The organism is Limibacterium fermenti, assembly GCF_041902845.1.
Lineage (GTDB): Bacteria > Bacteroidota > Bacteroidia > Bacteroidales > Dysgonomonadaceae > Limibacterium > Limibacterium fermenti.
Map to the genome: position 1 here is coordinate 1,052,792 of NZ_CP159486.1, position 16,593 is coordinate 1,069,384.

At 40.3% G+C, this 16,593-nt stretch carries 28 protein-coding genes; 20 read left to right on the top strand and 8 right to left on the bottom strand.

Features of this window, described 5'->3' with window-relative positions:
- Positions 1-94 precede the first annotated feature (94 nt).
- On the bottom strand, positions 95-538 hold the full coding sequence (locus ABNK31_RS04755) for a helix-turn-helix domain-containing protein (protein WP_418894567.1): 444 nt from the start codon (positions 536-538) through the stop codon (positions 95-97).
- Positions 539-644: 106 nt separating this feature from the next.
- Between ABNK31_RS04755 and ABNK31_RS04760 the strand changes: the two genes are divergently transcribed.
- Genes ABNK31_RS04760 through ABNK31_RS04855 form a run of 20 tightly spaced genes read left to right on the top strand, consistent with a single transcriptional unit; the run spans position 645 to position 10,756 of the window.
- Positions 645-848, top strand: coding sequence for a hypothetical protein (locus tag ABNK31_RS04760; RefSeq protein ID WP_418894568.1), 204 nt, complete (start codon positions 645-647; stop codon positions 846-848).
- Positions 845-1,027 carry a hypothetical protein gene (locus ABNK31_RS04765; protein WP_418894569.1) on the top strand — a complete coding sequence of 61 codons (183 nt, stop codon included), beginning with the start codon at positions 845-847 and terminating at the stop codon, positions 1,025-1,027. Before ABNK31_RS04760 ends, ABNK31_RS04765 begins: the two co-directional genes overlap by 4 nt.
- Before the next feature lie 7 nt (positions 1,028-1,034).
- Positions 1,035-1,235 carry a hypothetical protein gene (locus tag ABNK31_RS04770; RefSeq protein ID WP_418894570.1) on the top strand — a complete coding sequence of 67 codons (201 nt, stop codon included), beginning with the start codon at positions 1,035-1,037 and terminating at the stop codon, positions 1,233-1,235.
- Positions 1,236-1,246: 11 nt separating this feature from the next.
- On the top strand, positions 1,247-1,669 hold the full coding sequence (locus ABNK31_RS04775) for a hypothetical protein (protein ID WP_418894571.1): 423 nt from the start codon (positions 1,247-1,249) through the stop codon (positions 1,667-1,669).
- Between the two features lie 25 nt (positions 1,670-1,694).
- Positions 1,695-3,767 carry a hypothetical protein gene (locus tag ABNK31_RS04780; RefSeq protein WP_321579696.1) on the top strand — a complete coding sequence of 691 codons (2,073 nt, stop codon included), beginning with the start codon at positions 1,695-1,697 and terminating at the stop codon, positions 3,765-3,767.
- A gap of 2 nt (positions 3,768-3,769) precedes the next feature.
- Positions 3,770-4,663 (top strand): AAA family ATPase, encoded by an 894-nt coding sequence (locus tag ABNK31_RS04785; protein ID WP_418894572.1) that lies wholly within the window; start codon positions 3,770-3,772, stop codon positions 4,661-4,663.
- A 6-nt stretch (positions 4,664-4,669) separates the two neighbouring features.
- Positions 4,670-5,299 carry a hypothetical protein gene (locus ABNK31_RS04790; RefSeq protein WP_418894573.1) on the top strand — a complete coding sequence of 210 codons (630 nt, stop codon included), beginning with the start codon at positions 4,670-4,672 and terminating at the stop codon, positions 5,297-5,299.
- A 10-nt stretch (positions 5,300-5,309) separates the two neighbouring features.
- A complete protein-coding gene (locus tag ABNK31_RS04795; protein WP_418894574.1) occupies positions 5,310-5,510 on the top strand; it encodes a hypothetical protein in 201 nt (66 codons plus the stop codon).
- Positions 5,511-5,521: 11 nt separating this feature from the next.
- Positions 5,522-5,983: a hypothetical protein gene (locus ABNK31_RS04800; protein WP_418894575.1), complete on the top strand. Its 462-nt coding sequence runs from the start codon at positions 5,522-5,524 to the stop codon at positions 5,981-5,983.
- Positions 5,984-5,987: 4 nt separating this feature from the next.
- The gene (locus ABNK31_RS04805; RefSeq protein WP_418894576.1) at positions 5,988-6,212 is read left to right on the top strand and encodes a hypothetical protein; all 225 of its coding nucleotides are present in this window, start codon (positions 5,988-5,990) and stop codon (positions 6,210-6,212) included.
- Positions 6,202-6,366 carry a hypothetical protein gene (locus ABNK31_RS04810; protein WP_418894577.1) on the top strand — a complete coding sequence of 55 codons (165 nt, stop codon included), beginning with the start codon at positions 6,202-6,204 and terminating at the stop codon, positions 6,364-6,366. The genes ABNK31_RS04805 and ABNK31_RS04810 overlap by 11 nt, the downstream gene beginning before the upstream one ends.
- Positions 6,367-6,377: 11 nt before the next feature.
- Entirely contained in the window at positions 6,378-6,899 is a 522-nt protein-coding gene (locus tag ABNK31_RS04815; RefSeq protein ID WP_418894578.1) for a host-nuclease inhibitor Gam family protein, read from the top strand.
- Complete coding sequence (locus ABNK31_RS04820; RefSeq protein ID WP_418894579.1) at positions 6,896-7,429, top strand: ASCH domain-containing protein; 534 nt, start codon at positions 6,896-6,898, stop codon at positions 7,427-7,429. The genes ABNK31_RS04815 and ABNK31_RS04820 overlap by 4 nt, the downstream gene beginning before the upstream one ends.
- Positions 7,416-7,883 (top strand): hypothetical protein, encoded by a 468-nt coding sequence (locus tag ABNK31_RS04825; RefSeq protein ID WP_418894580.1) that lies wholly within the window; start codon positions 7,416-7,418, stop codon positions 7,881-7,883. The genes ABNK31_RS04820 and ABNK31_RS04825 overlap by 14 nt, the downstream gene beginning before the upstream one ends.
- Entirely contained in the window at positions 7,816-8,376 is a 561-nt protein-coding gene (locus ABNK31_RS04830; protein WP_418894581.1) for a hypothetical protein, read from the top strand. The genes ABNK31_RS04825 and ABNK31_RS04830 overlap by 68 nt, the downstream gene beginning before the upstream one ends.
- Positions 8,376-8,663 (top strand): hypothetical protein, encoded by a 288-nt coding sequence (locus tag ABNK31_RS04835; RefSeq protein ID WP_418894582.1) that lies wholly within the window; start codon positions 8,376-8,378, stop codon positions 8,661-8,663. Before ABNK31_RS04830 ends, ABNK31_RS04835 begins: the two co-directional genes overlap by 1 nt.
- The gene (locus ABNK31_RS04840; protein WP_418894583.1) at positions 8,660-9,052 is read left to right on the top strand and encodes a hypothetical protein; all 393 of its coding nucleotides are present in this window, start codon (positions 8,660-8,662) and stop codon (positions 9,050-9,052) included. Before ABNK31_RS04835 ends, ABNK31_RS04840 begins: the two co-directional genes overlap by 4 nt.
- Positions 9,021-9,728 carry a DUF2786 domain-containing protein gene (locus ABNK31_RS04845; RefSeq protein WP_418894584.1) on the top strand — a complete coding sequence of 236 codons (708 nt, stop codon included), beginning with the start codon at positions 9,021-9,023 and terminating at the stop codon, positions 9,726-9,728. The genes ABNK31_RS04840 and ABNK31_RS04845 overlap by 32 nt, the downstream gene beginning before the upstream one ends.
- A gap of 6 nt (positions 9,729-9,734) precedes the next feature.
- Positions 9,735-9,971 carry a hypothetical protein gene (locus ABNK31_RS04850; protein ID WP_418894585.1) on the top strand — a complete coding sequence of 79 codons (237 nt, stop codon included), beginning with the start codon at positions 9,735-9,737 and terminating at the stop codon, positions 9,969-9,971.
- A 35-nt stretch (positions 9,972-10,006) separates the two neighbouring features.
- On the top strand, positions 10,007-10,756 hold the full coding sequence (locus ABNK31_RS04855; protein ID WP_418894586.1) for a hypothetical protein: 750 nt from the start codon (positions 10,007-10,009) through the stop codon (positions 10,754-10,756).
- Positions 10,757-10,831: 75 nt separating this feature from the next.
- Here the strand turns inward: ABNK31_RS04855 and ABNK31_RS04860 are convergent, their stop codons facing one another.
- The 7 genes from ABNK31_RS04860 to ABNK31_RS04890 are packed head-to-tail and all read right to left on the bottom strand — an operon-like array spanning position 10,832 to position 16,527.
- A complete protein-coding gene (locus ABNK31_RS04860; RefSeq protein ID WP_321579698.1) occupies positions 10,832-11,338 on the bottom strand; it encodes a hypothetical protein in 507 nt (168 codons plus the stop codon).
- Positions 11,335-11,904: a phage morphogenesis protein gene (locus ABNK31_RS04865; RefSeq protein ID WP_418894587.1), complete on the bottom strand. Its 570-nt coding sequence runs from the start codon at positions 11,902-11,904 to the stop codon at positions 11,335-11,337. Before ABNK31_RS04865 ends, ABNK31_RS04860 begins: the two co-directional genes overlap by 4 nt.
- Positions 11,901-12,779 (bottom strand): phage minor head protein, encoded by an 879-nt coding sequence (locus tag ABNK31_RS04870; protein WP_418894588.1) that lies wholly within the window; start codon positions 12,777-12,779, stop codon positions 11,901-11,903. Before ABNK31_RS04870 ends, ABNK31_RS04865 begins: the two co-directional genes overlap by 4 nt.
- A gap of 11 nt (positions 12,780-12,790) precedes the next feature.
- Positions 12,791-14,029, bottom strand: coding sequence for a phage portal protein family protein (locus tag ABNK31_RS04875; RefSeq protein ID WP_418894589.1), 1,239 nt, complete (start codon positions 14,027-14,029; stop codon positions 12,791-12,793).
- 4 nt (positions 14,030-14,033) lie between these two features.
- On the bottom strand, positions 14,034-14,510 hold the full coding sequence (locus ABNK31_RS04880) for a hypothetical protein (RefSeq protein ID WP_418894590.1): 477 nt from the start codon (positions 14,508-14,510) through the stop codon (positions 14,034-14,036).
- 24 nt (positions 14,511-14,534) lie between these two features.
- A complete protein-coding gene (locus ABNK31_RS04885) occupies positions 14,535-16,076 on the bottom strand; it encodes a hypothetical protein (protein WP_418894591.1) in 1,542 nt (513 codons plus the stop codon).
- A gap of 1 nt (position 16,077) precedes the next feature.
- Positions 16,078-16,527, bottom strand: coding sequence for a terminase gpP N-terminus-related DNA-binding protein (locus ABNK31_RS04890; protein WP_418894592.1), 450 nt, complete (start codon positions 16,525-16,527; stop codon positions 16,078-16,080).
- Between the last annotated feature and the right edge of the window lie 66 nt (positions 16,528-16,593).

Here is a 16,593-nt window from a genome sequence, read left to right on the forward strand (position 1 = left end):
TTGTTGATAGATAGTTGAATATGTGTAAATCTAATTGATTCTGCTATAGAAAAACGTGTGCGCGTATTGAAAAGGATGAAATAAAGGGATATTATTATTTTTTATTCTGCTCTTTTACATAATCTATTTTCTGCTCAGCAACCATAGGTATAGATATATTAGTTTTTCTGCCTGTTTTTTTGTGTAACTCTCTTAATTCTTCATTTTCCTTCTTTAGTATGGCATTTTCAGCCGATAGATCACATATTTTATTAATCAGTTCTTTCGTGGTTTCGTTTGTTTTTGTGTTTTCAGGAAAAAGCAAAGAAGACGTTTTTTCTTTTGCTAATTTTGATTCTTTGCCAGTTATCAGCCAAGTCAGGTCTATATCTACACATTTTGTGAAAACTAAATCATAATCGATACTATTCCTTTTATACCAATTAGTAATCGTATTGGGCGCAACGCCTAAAAAACGGGCTAATTCTGAGTTTCCAGCTAAATTATAAGCTTCTTTTAGCCTATCTAATATTTGCGACTTATTTATTTTATTTCCCATTTTGTGAAAATAATATCGATTTTATTTGGATAATTTCCCAAATTGTGTGATATTTGTCGTGTTGTTTTTGACAAAGGTATAAATAATACAATAAATAGTCTTGAATATGGCGACAAAAATTTTTACAAGTACAGAAATTAAAGATTTGAAAGTTGCGGCATTGGCCCGGAAATACAAATGCTCTGACGATTACGTTCGGAGGGTATTAAAAGGAGATCGTGAGCGAAACACAGAGCTCGCGCAAAGTATAGTGAAAGATGCTATTGACGCATTGGAAATAATCGAACGAAAAACATTGATAACAGCATGAAAGCAAAGATCATTCTATTTAATTGGAGTTTGAGCATCTTCGGACTATGCGTTGATGCGGAACGATCGCCGTTTTGGGCGGTAATGGTTGGATTTGCTTGGTTTGCGGCATCTACCTTGATACTGATTCATGCAGACCGGAAAGGGACAATGGATAATTTGAAACGTAATTTTAAATAGATGAATTATGAAAACTGAAACTAAAAGAGAGAGCGTGTTCATGCAAATGCGAAATGGCACAAGAACCGGTGAAGGTTCTTTCAATATGGCACTGGCCGAACTTTTCTATAAGGCGGACAATGGTAATAAGCGGAAACTTGTAAAGGCATTTCCCAATTTTTTTGGTGATGAAGTCCCTGAGTTTGAAATATACAACGATCAGCTTTAAACCAATAAGATATGTGTAAAATTTACGTAGCCAGTAGTTGGAGAAATGAGATTCAGAATATCGTTGTCCAAGCCCTTCAGCGTTGGGGACATGAGGTCTATGATTTTAAAAATCCATCGGGTCGCACCGGTTTTTCGTGGGCATGGATAGATAAAAATTGGCAAAATTGGAATACAAAACAATATCGAGAAGCATTAAATCATCCCTTAGCTGTTTCTGGATTTAAATCAGATTTTAACGCGATGGAATGGGCAAACATCTGTATTATGGTTCTTCCTTGTGGAAGATCAGCACATACTGAGGCCGGTTGGATGAAGGGAGCCGGAAAAGTTGTTTATGTCCTTCAGTTTTCGTCTGAGGAACCTGAACTAATGTATAAAATTTACGATGGCATCATTAGTAGCTACGATGAATTAGAAAAAATGTTTTCCTAAAGGTTATATAGGAGCGCTAATAATTATGCAAAAAGAAAGTCCATACGAATATTACGAAAACAAATTAGGCGTACAAGGCCGCTTCTTGTTCAGCGGCAAAAACGCTCATCCGGATAGTTTATGCCTGATTGGTGAACGTGGATTTCAAAGGAGAATCGAGCGTGAACAAATAATACGAATAAGGCCTCAGGCACCAAATACCCCAATGTTGGTTTCCTTTGACAGTTTGCCTCATAAATGGCAAGCAGCAATTGTCAATATATGGGGTAAGGCTGAAAAACAAGCCTTACAGACACTTTTTGAAAAATACTATATCCGGGATATGGATGCATTTTACTTTTATTCAACATACAAATTTGAAGACCAATTCGGATTAGATCGCGACAAAATCGATGAATACACGATTAATGCTTCCGTATTGAATACGTGCGGAAAAATTTACAGCCTTCGCCGAAAATTACGGAAAGAAATGAAAGGCGAGGTGAGACCTATATGGACAATTATCAATACCGAATGCAAACGGTTCAAAGAAGTCGTTGGTCATGATCTCCCGGATAATGAACGACGTTTACGTGATAAATACAATGGGTACCAAAAAGAAGGATATGGCTTCCTTATCCATAAAGGACATCGGCAAGTAAATGCGCTTAAGGTAGATGATGAACATCTTGATCTACTTAATAATATGTTCGGAAAAATGGAACATAAACCAACGTACGCTGAAGTAGCGCAAACTTACGATGGCTTTTTAGCGGGTTACGTACAAGTAATCAACGAAACAACCGGTGAGGTGTATAACCCGAAAGACTTCAAAAAGTTGAGTCCGGCGACAGTTTACAATCATTTATCTAAATGGGAAAACAAAATAGGAAACTATCTCGCACGTAGCGGTGACCGTCAACGATATATGGCTATGTTCAAACCTTATCACAAATTATTGCAACCCCAATTTGCTGGATCAATCATTTCAGTAGATGACCGGAATCCAGTTTTTGAATACGAGGACGGCAAAAGGATGTGGTTTTATAATGGAATCGACTTGGGTAGTGAAGCATTCACGTGCTGGGTGTACGGAACGTCAAAGAAAGGAATTATACAGGAATTTTACCGTCAGATGGTGCGGAACTATGCCATGTGGGGGCTTAGCCTTCCGGCGGAACTCGAAGGCGAATTGAACCTGAACGCCAGCTTTACCGACACATTCCTTAAGGAAGGTAATATGTTCCAGTTTGTAAGGATTGAGGCGAACAATGCACGAGGCAAACGGATAGAACAATATTACAGGCCTTTGAGGTATCAATACGAAAAAAAGCGGGAAGGTTGGTTGGCGCGGCCATTCGCCCTGAACGAATCTAACCAGGCACGTACAGATAAAAAGACAATCGTTCCTTTCGATGAGATTGTAAAAGGTTGCTTGAACGACATTCAGAGCTGGAACAATACCGAACACAGTAAAATAAAAGGCCTGTCGCGATGGGATGTCTTTCTGGCGATGCAAAACCCCAACCTTCGTCCTATCAATTATCACGGAATACTTCCTTATCTGGGATTCAAAGAAGAATCATCCGTAAATACCGGTATTGTCCGCTTTAGAAACGATAAATTTCTTTTGGGAATGGATGGTGTGATCTGTACCGGAGACAAACTGATCAAGATGATGCAGCAAGTAGAAGGAAGAAATGTAAATATTTACTGGTTGGATGATAATTTCGGGGCCGTATTGAAAGCGCACATTTATATTGACGGGCGGTTTGTTTGTGAAGCCATTCCGCAACCGGGATACCAACGTGCACGAATAGAACAAACCAAAGAAGATTTACTGAACCGGGAACTAATGTCCAAATATGTCAATACTATCGAAAGCTTTGGTAGAAGACAGAAAAATGAATTGGACAAACTGACGATTATAGACAATCGACCGGTAACCATTGGAAATTCATTCAAAATTGTCGATCCGAACGGCTATTCGCCCGCCGGCTATGTGCCTAATCCCAATCCGGCAAAAGTACTGGAAAGTGTAAACGATGAACCGGAGAACGGCATCGTTTTAAATAACAATCAAACGTCATTTAAACGCTCATTATTAAATACATTTTAGATATGGAAATAACAAATTCATTCAAAGACAAGGTAGTTTCCGAACTATTAACGCTGCGTGATAATTTTGGTGGTTCCGATACTGCTTTTGCACGCTCGATGGATATCAATCCGTCGGTATTCAACAGGCTAAAAAACGGCGAACGGGAAAAGCTGCTGCCTAATACAACATGGTTAAGGCTTGGCCGGGAAATGGGGATTACAACCAATACGCGAAAATGGAATATCGTCGAAACGGATGTGTTCCTTCAGATACGCGAAGAGGTGATGTTCTGCAAACAGTATTCGAAAAGCCGGATTTTTGTGGATAATTGCGGTATAGGCAAGACTTTTACGGCTAAATATCTTTCTAAAAAGCTGAAAAACTGCTTTTATGTCGATTGTACGCAATCGAAGAAAAAAAACGAGTTTATCAAAGCTTTGGCTCGTATTGTTGGGGTTGAAGTCAAAGGAAAATTCGTAGATATCAAAGAAAATACAAAATACTACTTATCCATGTTGGAAAGCCCGGTAATCATCATTGATGAAGCCGGCGCTTTGGATAAGGATGCACTGGGGTTGGTTCAAGAATATTGGAATGCAACCGAAGGGCTGGTCGGTTGGTATATGATAGGGGCCAACGCACTGCGCAATAAGATCAGCACAGGCGTATCGAAGGATAAGGATTATTATGCGGAACTGTTTTCCCGCTTTTCCGAGAACTTCAGTTCAATTGTCCCGGTCGAGAAAAACGAGAAATACGCTTTTTACGACAAACTGATTCGCGATGTTCTTTCCGCCAATATAAAAGACAAAAGCATGTTGAACGAATTGGTGAAGAAAAGCCTGGTAAACATCAATGGTGCCGTTTCGGGGTTAAGGCGTGCCGAATCGCTGCTGTTACTGCATAACGCATAAAGGTATATGTCTCGGAGTAAGACAACATCAGACCTGTTTCAAAAGAAAAAAAACGCGTTGGTTTATTTTTCTGATCCGGTGTTCCAATCGGTTATCGGAAATGCAGAACGCAAGGGATGTTGGATTATCTACGGTTACGAAAAGAACGGTAAAACGTGGTTTGCATTGAAGTTGGCAAAAGAGATCGCCAAGCATGAGCGCGTTGCCTATATATCCGCTGAAGAGGGTTTGGATGATAGTTTCACCGGCGCCATCAGGCGTGCCGAGATTACCACGGCAGACGATATCTTATGGGATGAGTATTTATCTATAGATGAAATCATAGACAAATTCAAAAAGCAGCGATCGGCCAATATCATAGTGATCGACAACCTCACAATGTATTCCGACGAAATAAAACCATCGGAAATAAAAAGAAAGCTTGTAGATGCACTGCCGTCCAAGCTGATCATTTTCGTGGCTCACGAAGAAAGGAAAGAAGCTTATCCGGCTATTGCACGGATGGCAAAGAAGATGTCGAAAGTAATCTTCCATGTTCAGGGGTTGAAAGCTTTCGTTACCTCACGATTTTCACCTGGTGGTGAAATTGTGATTGATGAAGAAAAAAGTGAAATATATCATGGTTCAATTATTTAATATTTAAAAAATGATGCAGATTCAAGATTACATTAACGACAGATTATTTATTCAGGAAATAATCAATGATTTGGAAAGGAACGGATATGTGAGTGGTGGCAAAGCATTTACAATGCTTAGGGATTGGTCGAGGGAATTGCGGAATATATCCGGATTAACCGGAAAAACGAAAAGGGTACATGCCGAATTGGTTGGGAAAGACAATTACTAAAGATTCACAATATGGAAACTAAAACAACAAAATTACATGCATGGTTTTTCCTCTGTGTGAAGAACATGGAAGGTTTTAATAAAGACTATGAAAAGGTGATCCGTGAGGGGATCATTATGGAATACTCTTGTGGTCGGACGGCAAGCCTTTCGGAACTGTATACCAACTATCCATCTGAGTATCGGCAAATGAAGCAGGAACTAATCCGGAAATCGACGGAAGAACTGAATATTGCCCGGAAACGGCTAATTGCTGTATTATTCTCCTTTCTGAAGGATAATAAAGAAAAGCCCACCATGCAATATGTCAAGTCCGTTGCCTGCCATGCTGCAAAGGTCACTAATTTCAACAATATCCCCTTAAATAAGCTAAAGGCTTTGTACAGAACTTTCGGCACTAAAAACACGAAAGAATGGACGGAATTGAAACGGGGCCTTATATGGCCGGCATTGCGCAAAGAGAATCAAAATTGATTTTATGGATATGGAAATAGAGGTAAGTGCAGATCAGAACACGGTAAACATTGACGGAATCGCAACGACATTCGAGGCAAAAAAAATGAATAAATATACGTGCAATAAGTGCTGGTGGGTACGAAATGATAAAGTTGATTGTAATTTGATTCCCTGCCTTGCCGGGGAACGGAAAGATAAGAAATACGGGGTTTTTACTATTCAAAATATGCCTGGTTATGAAAGTTAAAGAAGGGATTGCAATAGGAATGAGAGCATTTCTCCAATTATGGTTAGAGAGCAATGAATACTATGAAAAAGTATCAAGTATAATAACTTATGAAGAAGGTAAAGAATATAAAGTCGAATTAAAAATTAAGGTCAAAAAATTGAAAACAAATTAAATGATGATTCTATGGCAAAAAGAGTAAAAAAAGTGATACACACCGGTGTATCGAGTGAACAAATGGAAACGGCATTTGCCGAGTATGCAACTTCCGACGCAAAGCTGCAAAAGATTAATGCGCAAATGGATGTGCAGATTACGAAAATCCGAGAGCGGAATGCAGATGAAGTATCGAGATTGACAGAGCAAAAGGATAAGTCCTTCGAAATCATTCAGGCATTTGCGGTTGAACACAAAGATGATCTTTTCTCAAAGAAGAAATCGATGGAAGGATCGCATGGAATGTTCGGGTTCCGGACGGGTACACCTAAATTGAAAACCCTCAAAGGTTTCACCTGGGGGGCTGTATTAAATCTTTTAAAGGAATTTATGCCGGAATACGTACGCGTAAGTGAAGAACCTGCAAAAGATAAGTTACTTGCCGATCGTGAATCGGATGAAGTTTCTGCGAATTTTTCAAAATGCGGTATCTCTGTGGTGCAAGATGAAACGTTTTTCATTGAGTTGAAAAAAGAAGAACAGGAAGCATGAATCAACAGCCGGAATATACTTTTGAGCGTGACGGCACAATCTGGTGTGTGTTACGTTGGCGAAAATCGGAGAATTCAAACGGATTCACCGGTGAAAAGGTCAATACTTTCATACTAAAAGAAGAGGCACGCAAAGAAGTATTCCGGCTGAATAGATGGATAGACTACCGTTTAAACTTTTCATATAATTGGAATAGTAAGCTTAACGGAAAAGCATTCACTTCAATACGACTGTGGAATGACAGAAAATATACCATCGGAATGGGATATGATATCTATCTGAACGATATATTCCGGGGACGTGCCGTGTTGCTTTCGATTAAACGTATTAAACTGGAAAGTATAAACGAACATATCGCTCGCCTTGATACGGGGTACTCAGCTAATGAATGTCGGGAGTTAATTCGCAAAATGTATAAAAACAAACGCATGGATTGGAGTTCGCAATATTTAGCATATTTGCTTTTTACATTTGATGATGGAAAAAGAGGTTTGTTTAACAGTCAAATAAACGACAATGATGGATTATGAAGAGATGTGCCGGATATTGAATAATTCCAAAGCAAGCAAGGAGCAATTACGCTCCGCGCTTGCTACCTCTTTAGGCGTGGAATACGTGCCGGCATCAAAGGAGAAAAAAGAGAGCATTTTTAACGAATGTAAGGCTCATTTTTTCCGTTTTTATGCTAATGAAACCGGATTGACCTATTCTTTTTCCGGGCAGGATGCAAAAGCATTGAAGGAACTTATAGCCAAAGTTGAATCAATTGTAAACTTTCCGGCAACAGATGAAATGGTTGTAATCACGTTTGGATTGTTGTTGGAAAAGTTGCCGGATTGGTACCGAAAGAACGCCTTCAGCATTCCGGTAATCAATAAGAAGTTTAACGAAATAGTTTCGAGCATCAAACAAAGCAATGGCAAAGGACAATCAAGCATTAGTAATAGCTACAAAGAAAAATTACTTAGAGATTTACAGTCCTGATATCCTTAACCGGCAGTTGATGGAAATTAGGAACGTAGATGATGCCCTGGTGTTATCAGAATCGAATAAGGAACAATTCCCATCTATTGCCGTAATCAGGAAGGATCACGGTTCGCAAAAAGTCGAAGCAATTATTAAGCTTTATCTGGTTGAACTCTGTGAACTGGTAAACCTTAAGCGGCCTTTGACGGAAAAGCAGATCGACGCGATTGCTCAGGAAGTTGTATCACGATATTATTCGATGACGATTGCCGACATACATGTGATTTTTAGAAAAGCTAAAAACGGAGAGTTTGGTGAATTATACGAATCCCTGGACATGCCAAAAGTTATGAAGTGGTTTTGGGATTATTTCAATGACAGATGCTTGGCCGGTGCAAATTTATCGTTGCGAGTTCATGATTCGAATTATGACAAAGGCGGTAACATGACGCCGGAACGGATTGGAAAACAATTCGAAAGATTAGAAAAACAATTAAAACGAAAACAATAATGGGAAAAGGTATAGCAAAAAAAGAAGTAGATTTCTCTTCATTGATTGAAAATGCGAGATGTAAAAACGAGTTGAAAATTTTAGAAGCGGCTATTAAGTATCACGGTATCACAGGAGATATAAAGGACGAAGATATAGCTGCTAAATATGAACATGTGAGACATTACGGCGTTGGTATATACACTCTTCGATATCAGGGAAAGTTACTTTTTAGAAGATTCCGGCAAGATATGGAAGGCATAAAATTTAGATATGAATCCCCAATATTTAATAACGTAACTGAATGATTATAGCTATAGACTTTGATGAAACATTGCATTCCGGCAAATGGCCCGGAATAGGATCACCGGTACCCTATGCAATCGAAACAATGAAAAGATTGAAAAAGGATGGACACACCTTGATTATTTGGACGTGCAGGGAAGGTGAACAACAAACGAAAATGGTTAATTGGTTACTTGAAAAGGATATTCCTTTTGACCGGATTAATGATAACCTGCCGGGGCAAAGCCGGATTTATGGCTCTAATGCTCGTAAAGTACATGCACATCTTTATATTGATGATAGACAAGTGGGCGGATTACCTATGTGGACAGAGATATATGATGAAGTTTGTTTAATGGAGGCTAATTATAAAGCAAATAATGATGGAAGCCACACAGAAAATATTGGATAAAATTAAGAAACTGAAAGCACTTAGTGAGGGTGCTGCAAAAGTCAATTCTATTGCTGAGTCTGAAGCCGCAGCATTATTGATGAATAATTTATTGACAAAGTATAATCTTTCATTGATGGATATTGATGATACTGATGATACTGATAATAGCAAACCATCCATTGAGATAGAAAGAAGTGATTTGATTTCCGTTCAGAATCCTTATGGCCGGTTATGGAAAGAACGATTATTGATGACATTGTGCATGTATAATTACTGCAAGGTAGTCAGATGTTCCTACAAAGTTTTTGTACTTGGCACAAAAGTCAATGCAACGGCTGTCATTGACTTCTTCAATACTCTGCAATCTGTTTACTTCTATAATGGCAAAAAACAATATGAACAGGATAAAAGGTATTTTAAGGGTGGAAGATTGACTGAAAAGTACAAGCGTAAATATATCACGTCATATTTATTGGGCTGTTCTATTGGGCTATCCGTAAAATTGCAGGAAATACGATCTCAGGAATGTACAGCAGTAGCCATTAGGCATGATGAACTGATCGAGGATTATATTTCAGAAAAGCTGAATGTAAAATCAAAACCAATAAAGCAGACAAAGCTACATGAATCTGCCTATTTAAAAGGTTTTGCAGATGGTAAAAAAACGAATCTTCAAAAAAGTATTAGATATTAGTTATCGATGACGGCAAGAAAGGAAAATTTACTGAAGCGCATTGAGAATGTACAGCGCATTGTCGAAGAAAACTATGAGCCGGGCAACCAGAGCAAATGCAAGTTGCAGGCTTTTAGAAGGAATGTGATGCCTGTATATCCGATGTCCGAACGTACTTTCTGGCGTTATATGAACACTGATGTGAAAGACAAAAATCAAAGTCTGAAAGATGATCCGAGACAATTGAAATTGTTTAATAAATAATTATTAACTTTGCCGGAATTTAAATATATAAATATATGAAAGCTAAACTGTTTATTCTACTTATTGTTACTGCATTTTTATTTTCGGGCTGTTATCAAGCAAAAAATGATACTAAATCAGAAGATTCAGAAGAAACACTGATAACACAAGATGAAATGCCTCCTTTGCGTGTTGTAACTATTGATAAAGGAAGGTTGAAAATGAATCAAGACGGTAATTCGATTGGAAATGATACTGAATTAACCGAACTCCAAAAACAACTTAGAAATGACACTTGTGATGTTATCGAAATCGTATGGATTTGGGATTCCTCACCCAAATATCCGGATATGCCAATGAAGATAAACTACAATAAACTTAAGGGTGAATTAAAATTAATATACACTCAAAACAATGTTGTTGAGGCTTATTCAAATATAAATCCTAATTGTTTGTCTGAGTTTCTAAAAAATGGAGAAAAGAGTTTTTATTCGATTGAAAACTACTGTAAAGATTCAAAATATGATTTTGATAGTGGAGATAATATTCAAAAAGAAGCTGGCGAAAAACCACAGCAAGACGAAATCACTGGTTCCGTTCGGGTTGTGAAAGACTATATCAAAGAAAATGCACATGATGCTTCAAGTGTCAAATTTATCGAGTGGACTAAAGTAAGTCCTGCAGGTAAATATTGGATTGTACGTTGTAAATATAAAGGTGCAAATGCGCTTGGGGGAACTGTAACTGAAAATGCATGGTTTTATATCCAAAATAATATGGTCGTCGAAACAAAGAGAGTGGATTAATCCCATTTATTTCTAATTTGGAAGCCCCATTTAAATATAATTTAAAAGCCGTTTATTCAACGGCTTTTTTTATTTCTACAACTTCGAAATACTTACTGTTTTTATATCCGGCGCCACCGGTGATACCGGTATCGGACTTGCGGCGCAAGTATCATCCCGGAACTGAATAGTATAATACAGCTCAGTTTGATAACAACCGTCGTCTCGCTTCGTCCTGCGCATTTGTTCACGTATTGGCAGGCCGTAACCTTCCTGCAAGAAATTTTGTCCGTGCAGGGCTTTATTTACGTCCTCAATAAGGCTCCAAATCTTCCGCGCGTTCTCTTTCTGATTATCCGGTGCACCATTGCTGCTATTGCTCAACTTCATGTCGAATAACCGGATAACAACCGTTATCACCCCCTGCTGGGTGAAATCTCCGATATTGGAATATTGGGCAGCCTGGATGTCGATAAGCGCGCACGGGAACTTCACAGGCGGCTTGGTATAAAAATCCATTTGCCCCCAATCCTGATCGACGTATTTCAACGTGGAAACCTCATTCATTAGCTTGTCCTGAATGTTTTGAATAACCTGTTTCATTTTATCAATTTATTAAGTTGGTCGTATGTAAATGCTCTTACGTCGTTTTGGAACCACTCTTCGGTAACCTTTTGAATTCTTTGCCGAACGACGGGATGATCGCCAATAAATTGACGTTTGGGAATAATTATTTCCGATCCGACAGGTTTGAGCGCCATCGCCCGCCAAAACTCGGCATCAACGTTCAGTCTCCGGGTGGAAGCATTATTCACTTTTTTGCGTGTCCGGATGCTGTATGTATTTGCCTCGCCGGTGGCCAGTCGGTAACGGTACCAAAAAAATCCTTTCATCTTCGGCGTTACCGTAATCTTACCGCCCCTGTTATGGATGTCGGCATACGGTAATGATGATGTCCATTGAATGGAATTCTTCCCGGATATTTCGGATTTCACCGATTTACGCAGTGCCCCGGTGCGAATCATCAACGATCCCGTATTGTTGCGTTTAGCGGATTCCCATGAAGTTGAAAAAAAGGCTTTACGCTCAAAATTTCGATCGAATTCATCATCCAATTCCACTTTGATATCCTTTAGCAATTGAGCAAATAAACGATGATACGTTTTCATATTCCCTGTATTGCTTTTGCATTCTTTTGAATCGTTTCCCGTTCTTCATTTGAAAGGGTTTTTATATAAGGATGTTGTTCCGGAAATATAACCTGTTGCTTTCCGGGATTGAATCGGAATATCGTATCATTCCCTTCGGTGGCGTTTGCTCCCAAGCGAATGGCATCGGCACTATTCGATTCCGGGTATTTCGACTTTCGAACCTGAACGGCCGTACACCGGCATCGCCAACCATTAGGGGGATAGTATTCCGACCAAAACGGATCGGATGGCGGAAGGGTGATGTTATGCAGCATCCGATGCGATTCGCGTACCCGGTCATCACCGGCCGTCCGATATTGCAGGTTATACCGGTCGCCATCCTGTTCGATATCCTGCCATTTTGAGGCCATCTGCGCCGATTGTGTTGCAAAGATGTATTCGGCTTCCAGGTATGTACGGTTGTATTCCGGATAGAGTTCCTGAGTATCTTTCCAAAACTTGCTGAAAGGTTTTATATTGCCGTTTTTGTCAAGTAGTAAACCGGTGAGTTCTTTTAATTCGGCATACGTTTTTGCTCCGGAAAAGATATATACATTTTCCGTAAGCTTTCGGCGCATGACATCCGGGACATCTTGCCCGATGCCACGGTTAAAACCATCCTGTAGAATGGAATTTATTACTTCCAATAATGGTTTTACAGACTTGACATCTATATCGCCGGGTTCAATGGCTGTTTTCTTATTACGGAAAATCCATCGCACTGCTTTATTAAAGGCTCGTTGCAATTCTTCATATTCTGTTTCGGAAATCGACAGACAATCGATGTGCCCTCCGCAATTAGGACATTTACAATCATAGAGTTTGTGCAGTGACAGTTTATCCGGTGATGACACTGCCGGTGCACCTACTGAAAATTTGCCGGCTTATCTTTTACTTTGATACCGAATTTTTCTTCAATGAAATCATTGTCTACATCTTTGTAGGGTAGTAAGTCTTTTGTAAACGCCCAAAGTTTATCAGTGTCTTCTACCGTTTGAAAGCGGAAACGTGACGCTGTTGGAGGAATCCATCCGATGCGGATCCATGATGGTATAACGATGCTGTTCATATACATTTCCGTCATACGCTTATCGGCATCTACCAGACGGTCCAATAAAGCAATGCTTATTTTTTCCTTGCTTTCATTTCCGTTTTTGGTATCCTGGCCGATGACGGCTCCTGAAACAAACATACTGATTTCGTTATTACAAAGATTAATCAGGTTATTGAAAACATCACCATTCGTGTTAACTCCTTTTGCGAAATCAAAGTCTTCGGTATTGTCGATGATAAACCAGGCGGACGCGCCTACGTCACGCATCATGGCTTCGGCTCTGTCGAGCATTTCTGGATCGCGCGTTTCTGTTTTCATTACACGCGGCGGGATGCCGTATATTTCGCACAACTCCGACCAACAACTGAGGGCGAATTTTTTAAATAAAGCGTATGGAACAAGCTTATCCAACAGGCCGATGTGGTCGGAGTTGAATTCGAGTATCCATTTTCCGAACTCTTTTGTATCACGGTATTCGATATAATTGTTCATTGACGTGTCGGGATAAAACCGGCCGGTTGCCGGTACGGTATTGCGTCGGTTAATCAAAGTCGCCTTTTTTACGCCTTTATCAACCGATTGCTCGACTACTGAGCCACCATACCATTCACTGTCCCATATGTGCCCCAAGACATCAGTAAACACGGGGATTTCATGAATTATTTTCGTTAACTTTTCATCCTTTTTATCGTCAGGCGTTATCATCTCTGAAGGGGCGGAAATGGTTTGTTCCCGCCTGTTATTCATTTGTGAGGATAATAAAGCGTCGCCGGCGATATCATTGAATACGTCCTGTAAAAGGTATACTTTAGGTTCGGTCGGTGAAGTCGCCAGTTGCTTGCTCCATTTCCAGTCCTGTATATCACGCCGCGTTTGCGATATTGACTTTTGTGTGATTCGGGGAGCCAGCGTCGGTGCATGGTTCGCCGTTTTGCTTTGTTCTTGCTTCTCTTTGTAAAGGCGTTCGACTCTTTCAAGCCCTATGCTATGCGCTCTGCTTAAAATAGCTGTAACTTGCTCCTGTGTGAGTTTTTTTTCTTTTGTTTTCATAATGTTATTCGTGTCTGAACTTAACGCGTGATCCGTAACGGAAAGGCTTTTGAATACTGTTACCTTCATCCGGCCCAGGTTGGATGGTTGGCAGGTCGGGTGTCAATACCGATGAGTTGTCATAGTCGCCGATACCTGCAATCTTTTCAAGTGTTTTGATAACGTTATCGTACCGTTCTTTGACGTGATCATAGATAATATCGACATTCGAGAGTTCGCAGATATTCCATGCCGCCACGGTTTTACACATACGCAGAACGAACGGATCGCGTTCCGTACCCGTCACTCCGAATATCTTATCAATGTTGTACCTGGGCCGGCCGTCATTCCATTTCTTTTGATTGGAAGCGGTGAAGTAGGCTTTTACTTCAGATATGGCTGCCAGAATGCCGTTGTCAATAATTTGTTCGTCCCCTTCCGCTATTTCATCTGCCTGATAGCTGTAAAGGACGTCTTTCATTTCTTCTGTTGTCAAAAACATACTTAAATGCTGTTTAAATGTTATTTAATACCTGCGTGAACTCCGTTTTTGAAAACGGTATTTATTCAGGGCCATTCCGCCCTTCTTATCTAAAATCTTATACCCGCCTTCAATACAGTCCGGAGCATCCACGGCCCCCTTGTAGGTGGGTGAAACGGCATTGAACTGGCCTTCAGTCTCCTTCATGTGCTCGTTCGTTTCTTCATTTTTATTAAAGATGAGCCATCCCAGTTTATATGGCGGGTGCAATGTGGCTTCAATGCGTGTATATTTGTTAACTTTTGCCCGTTGGTCTTTTTGTACAAACAAGGGTATTCCTTTCATCCGGCTGATACGTTTAAATTCCGGATCATAAAACGAATCGAAGAAACCTTCCTGAAGACTGTTACACTCCATGTAATACTGTGCGGTTGCTTCTTCCGAGGAAACAAGGGTGTACATGTCATAATATGCCTGGATAAACTCTGCCTGGGCGCATTGCTTACAAAATACTTTTATGATGTACGTAATGCCCTTTTTGCGGCCCAGGAGTGCCACCACCTTGAAAGAACTGTTCTGCGATTCCCTGTTCGATGTGGACGGATCGCCGTAAACGATCAACTGTTCCATGGTTGAAAGCTTTGGAATGGTACCGTATTCGAGATTGAAGAAAATACGGCCTTCCGTCACCGGGGTATTGTAATATTCCTGCTGTATGGTAGAATGCGGCAGAATAGCAAGTGCCTCATCGATATCCTGCTCGCTGTTTTTTGCCCAACTGCTGACTCCGTGTGTACGAATATTGACGATATCCACATAGTTGGCTTTCTTCATCATTTCCGTCATGCAGCAATATTCCGCAATAATATTTCCGCAGGCGATGATTAACAACTTGATATAAATTTCACGGGTTCCGATAACGGCACCGAATATCCATTTAACCCGCTCTTTTATGATGTCGGGATTCTTGCAATCCTGATCCGTATCAATATCATCAAACAGTAGGGTATCCGGCCGTATATTGTTCTCGTTTGCTCCACGGGGTGACTGGTCGGCACCGACCGCCCGGAAGGCAACGCCTTTCTTTGTGATGAAATCGCCTGTTTTCCATTTCTTAAAACCGCGCTGTTTCCCGTAATCGGCAATGATGCGCTGGTTTGAATCCAATTCCGCACGATAAGGTTCGATGAGCCGGCAAGCGTTATCAAAAGAGTTGGATATCATCAAAATGTTTTTTTTCCGGCCGGTAAGGATCAGCTTCAGGACTTCCATACGCGTGCGTGTCGATTTCGCAAGTGAGCGAGACCAACATCTGCATTCGAACCAGTTTCTATCTTTCATGACGCGTTTGGTTGCCCGAATATGAAAATCCGCCGGCGGTATGGCCTCATTGGTTACAGGATTGGTTGAGACATGTGGAAAGTAGTAAGCAAACCAGGCTTCATCATCCGACTCAAGCCGTTTGATACGCGCTTGTTTTTCGCCGAATGTTTCGTCTGTTTCAGTTGTCGTGGCTCTTTTTAAAGCTTCACGATAAGCCTGCCATTCGATAAAGGCGTTTTTATCTTTTTGATTGATCGTTGCCATATTATCTCATTTTACTTTCGATATAGGCTTGAAAATGATCGCTAATTTCCTGTGCCTTTTGCAAATCATACTGCCGTACAAATTCGCATAATCCGGAACAAACGCTTGAAATTTCAGAGATGCCGGTTTCCGTTTCGAGTTTCTTGATTGCTGCGGATATTTTAATCATACGGTCGGATTCCGAAGATGTCGGATAACGGTTTCCTTCATCTCTTTCTGCGATAGTTCTGTTCATCTCCGCCAGTTGAGCATACCAGTTGGAAAGTATATTTTCCTTCGTGGTTGTGAGGTTGGCGCGCAGATACTCCCATTTTTCATCCTTCACCCACCGGCCAATCGTATTTTCCGAAACCCCCACCATCCGGGCGATTTCCTTTTGTTGGTGCTTACCGGTAAGGAAAAGCTCTTTCGCCAGTTTCTTTTTTGCTTCTCTATTCAATTCTTTTGCCATATTGACAGTTTTAAAATCACTGCAAAAGTGCTTATTTACTATTACATATTAAAAAAAGAATGACAT

Excerpts from the sequence above, each read along its gene's own strand:
- ABNK31_RS04760 (WP_418894568.1), top strand. The coding sequence starts at position 645 with ATGGCGACAAAAATTTTTACAAGTACAGAAATTAAAGATTTGAAAGTT.
- ABNK31_RS04825 (WP_418894580.1), top strand. The coding sequence starts at position 7,416 with ATGATGGATTATGAAGAGATGTGCCGGATATTGAATAATTCCAAAGCA.
- ABNK31_RS04765 (WP_418894569.1), top strand. The coding sequence starts at position 845 with ATGAAAGCAAAGATCATTCTATTTAATTGGAGTTTGAGCATCTTCGGA.
- ABNK31_RS04890 (WP_418894592.1), bottom strand. The coding sequence starts at position 16,527 with ATGGCAAAAGAATTGAATAGAGAAGCAAAAAAGAAACTGGCGAAAGAG.
- ABNK31_RS04885 (WP_418894591.1), bottom strand. The coding sequence starts at position 16,076 with ATGGCAACGATCAATCAAAAAGATAAAAACGCCTTTATCGAATGGCAG.
- ABNK31_RS04880 (WP_418894590.1), bottom strand. The coding sequence starts at position 14,510 with ATGTTTTTGACAACAGAAGAAATGAAAGACGTCCTTTACAGCTATCAG.
- ABNK31_RS04830 (WP_418894581.1), top strand. The coding sequence starts at position 7,816 with ATGGCAAAGGACAATCAAGCATTAGTAATAGCTACAAAGAAAAATTAC.
- ABNK31_RS04845 (WP_418894584.1), top strand. The coding sequence starts at position 9,021 with ATGATGGAAGCCACACAGAAAATATTGGATAAAATTAAGAAACTGAAA.
- ABNK31_RS04790 (WP_418894573.1), top strand. The coding sequence starts at position 4,670 with ATGTCTCGGAGTAAGACAACATCAGACCTGTTTCAAAAGAAAAAAAAC.
- ABNK31_RS04805 (WP_418894576.1), top strand. The coding sequence starts at position 5,988 with ATGGATATGGAAATAGAGGTAAGTGCAGATCAGAACACGGTAAACATT.
- ABNK31_RS04770 (WP_418894570.1), top strand. The coding sequence starts at position 1,035 with ATGAAAACTGAAACTAAAAGAGAGAGCGTGTTCATGCAAATGCGAAAT.
- ABNK31_RS04875 (WP_418894589.1), bottom strand. The coding sequence starts at position 14,029 with ATGAAAACAAAAGAAAAAAAACTCACACAGGAGCAAGTTACAGCTATT.
- ABNK31_RS04810 (WP_418894577.1), top strand. The coding sequence starts at position 6,202 with ATGAAAGTTAAAGAAGGGATTGCAATAGGAATGAGAGCATTTCTCCAA.
- ABNK31_RS04755 (WP_418894567.1), bottom strand. The coding sequence starts at position 538 with ATGGGAAATAAAATAAATAAGTCGCAAATATTAGATAGGCTAAAAGAA.
- ABNK31_RS04850 (WP_418894585.1), top strand. The coding sequence starts at position 9,735 with ATGACGGCAAGAAAGGAAAATTTACTGAAGCGCATTGAGAATGTACAG.
- ABNK31_RS04860 (WP_321579698.1), bottom strand. The coding sequence starts at position 11,338 with ATGAAACAGGTTATTCAAAACATTCAGGACAAGCTAATGAATGAGGTT.
- ABNK31_RS04780 (WP_321579696.1), top strand. The coding sequence starts at position 1,695 with ATGCAAAAAGAAAGTCCATACGAATATTACGAAAACAAATTAGGCGTA.
- ABNK31_RS04865 (WP_418894587.1), bottom strand. The coding sequence starts at position 11,904 with ATGAAAACGTATCATCGTTTATTTGCTCAATTGCTAAAGGATATCAAA.
- ABNK31_RS04835 (WP_418894582.1), top strand. The coding sequence starts at position 8,376 with ATGGGAAAAGGTATAGCAAAAAAAGAAGTAGATTTCTCTTCATTGATT.
- ABNK31_RS04800 (WP_418894575.1), top strand. The coding sequence starts at position 5,522 with ATGGAAACTAAAACAACAAAATTACATGCATGGTTTTTCCTCTGTGTG.
- ABNK31_RS04840 (WP_418894583.1), top strand. The coding sequence starts at position 8,660 with ATGATTATAGCTATAGACTTTGATGAAACATTGCATTCCGGCAAATGG.
- ABNK31_RS04820 (WP_418894579.1), top strand. The coding sequence starts at position 6,896 with ATGAATCAACAGCCGGAATATACTTTTGAGCGTGACGGCACAATCTGG.
- ABNK31_RS04855 (WP_418894586.1), top strand. The coding sequence starts at position 10,007 with ATGAAAGCTAAACTGTTTATTCTACTTATTGTTACTGCATTTTTATTT.
- ABNK31_RS04795 (WP_418894574.1), top strand. The coding sequence starts at position 5,310 with ATGATGCAGATTCAAGATTACATTAACGACAGATTATTTATTCAGGAA.
- ABNK31_RS04775 (WP_418894571.1), top strand. The coding sequence starts at position 1,247 with ATGTGTAAAATTTACGTAGCCAGTAGTTGGAGAAATGAGATTCAGAAT.
- ABNK31_RS04815 (WP_418894578.1), top strand. The coding sequence starts at position 6,378 with ATGGCAAAAAGAGTAAAAAAAGTGATACACACCGGTGTATCGAGTGAA.
- ABNK31_RS04785 (WP_418894572.1), top strand. The coding sequence starts at position 3,770 with ATGGAAATAACAAATTCATTCAAAGACAAGGTAGTTTCCGAACTATTA.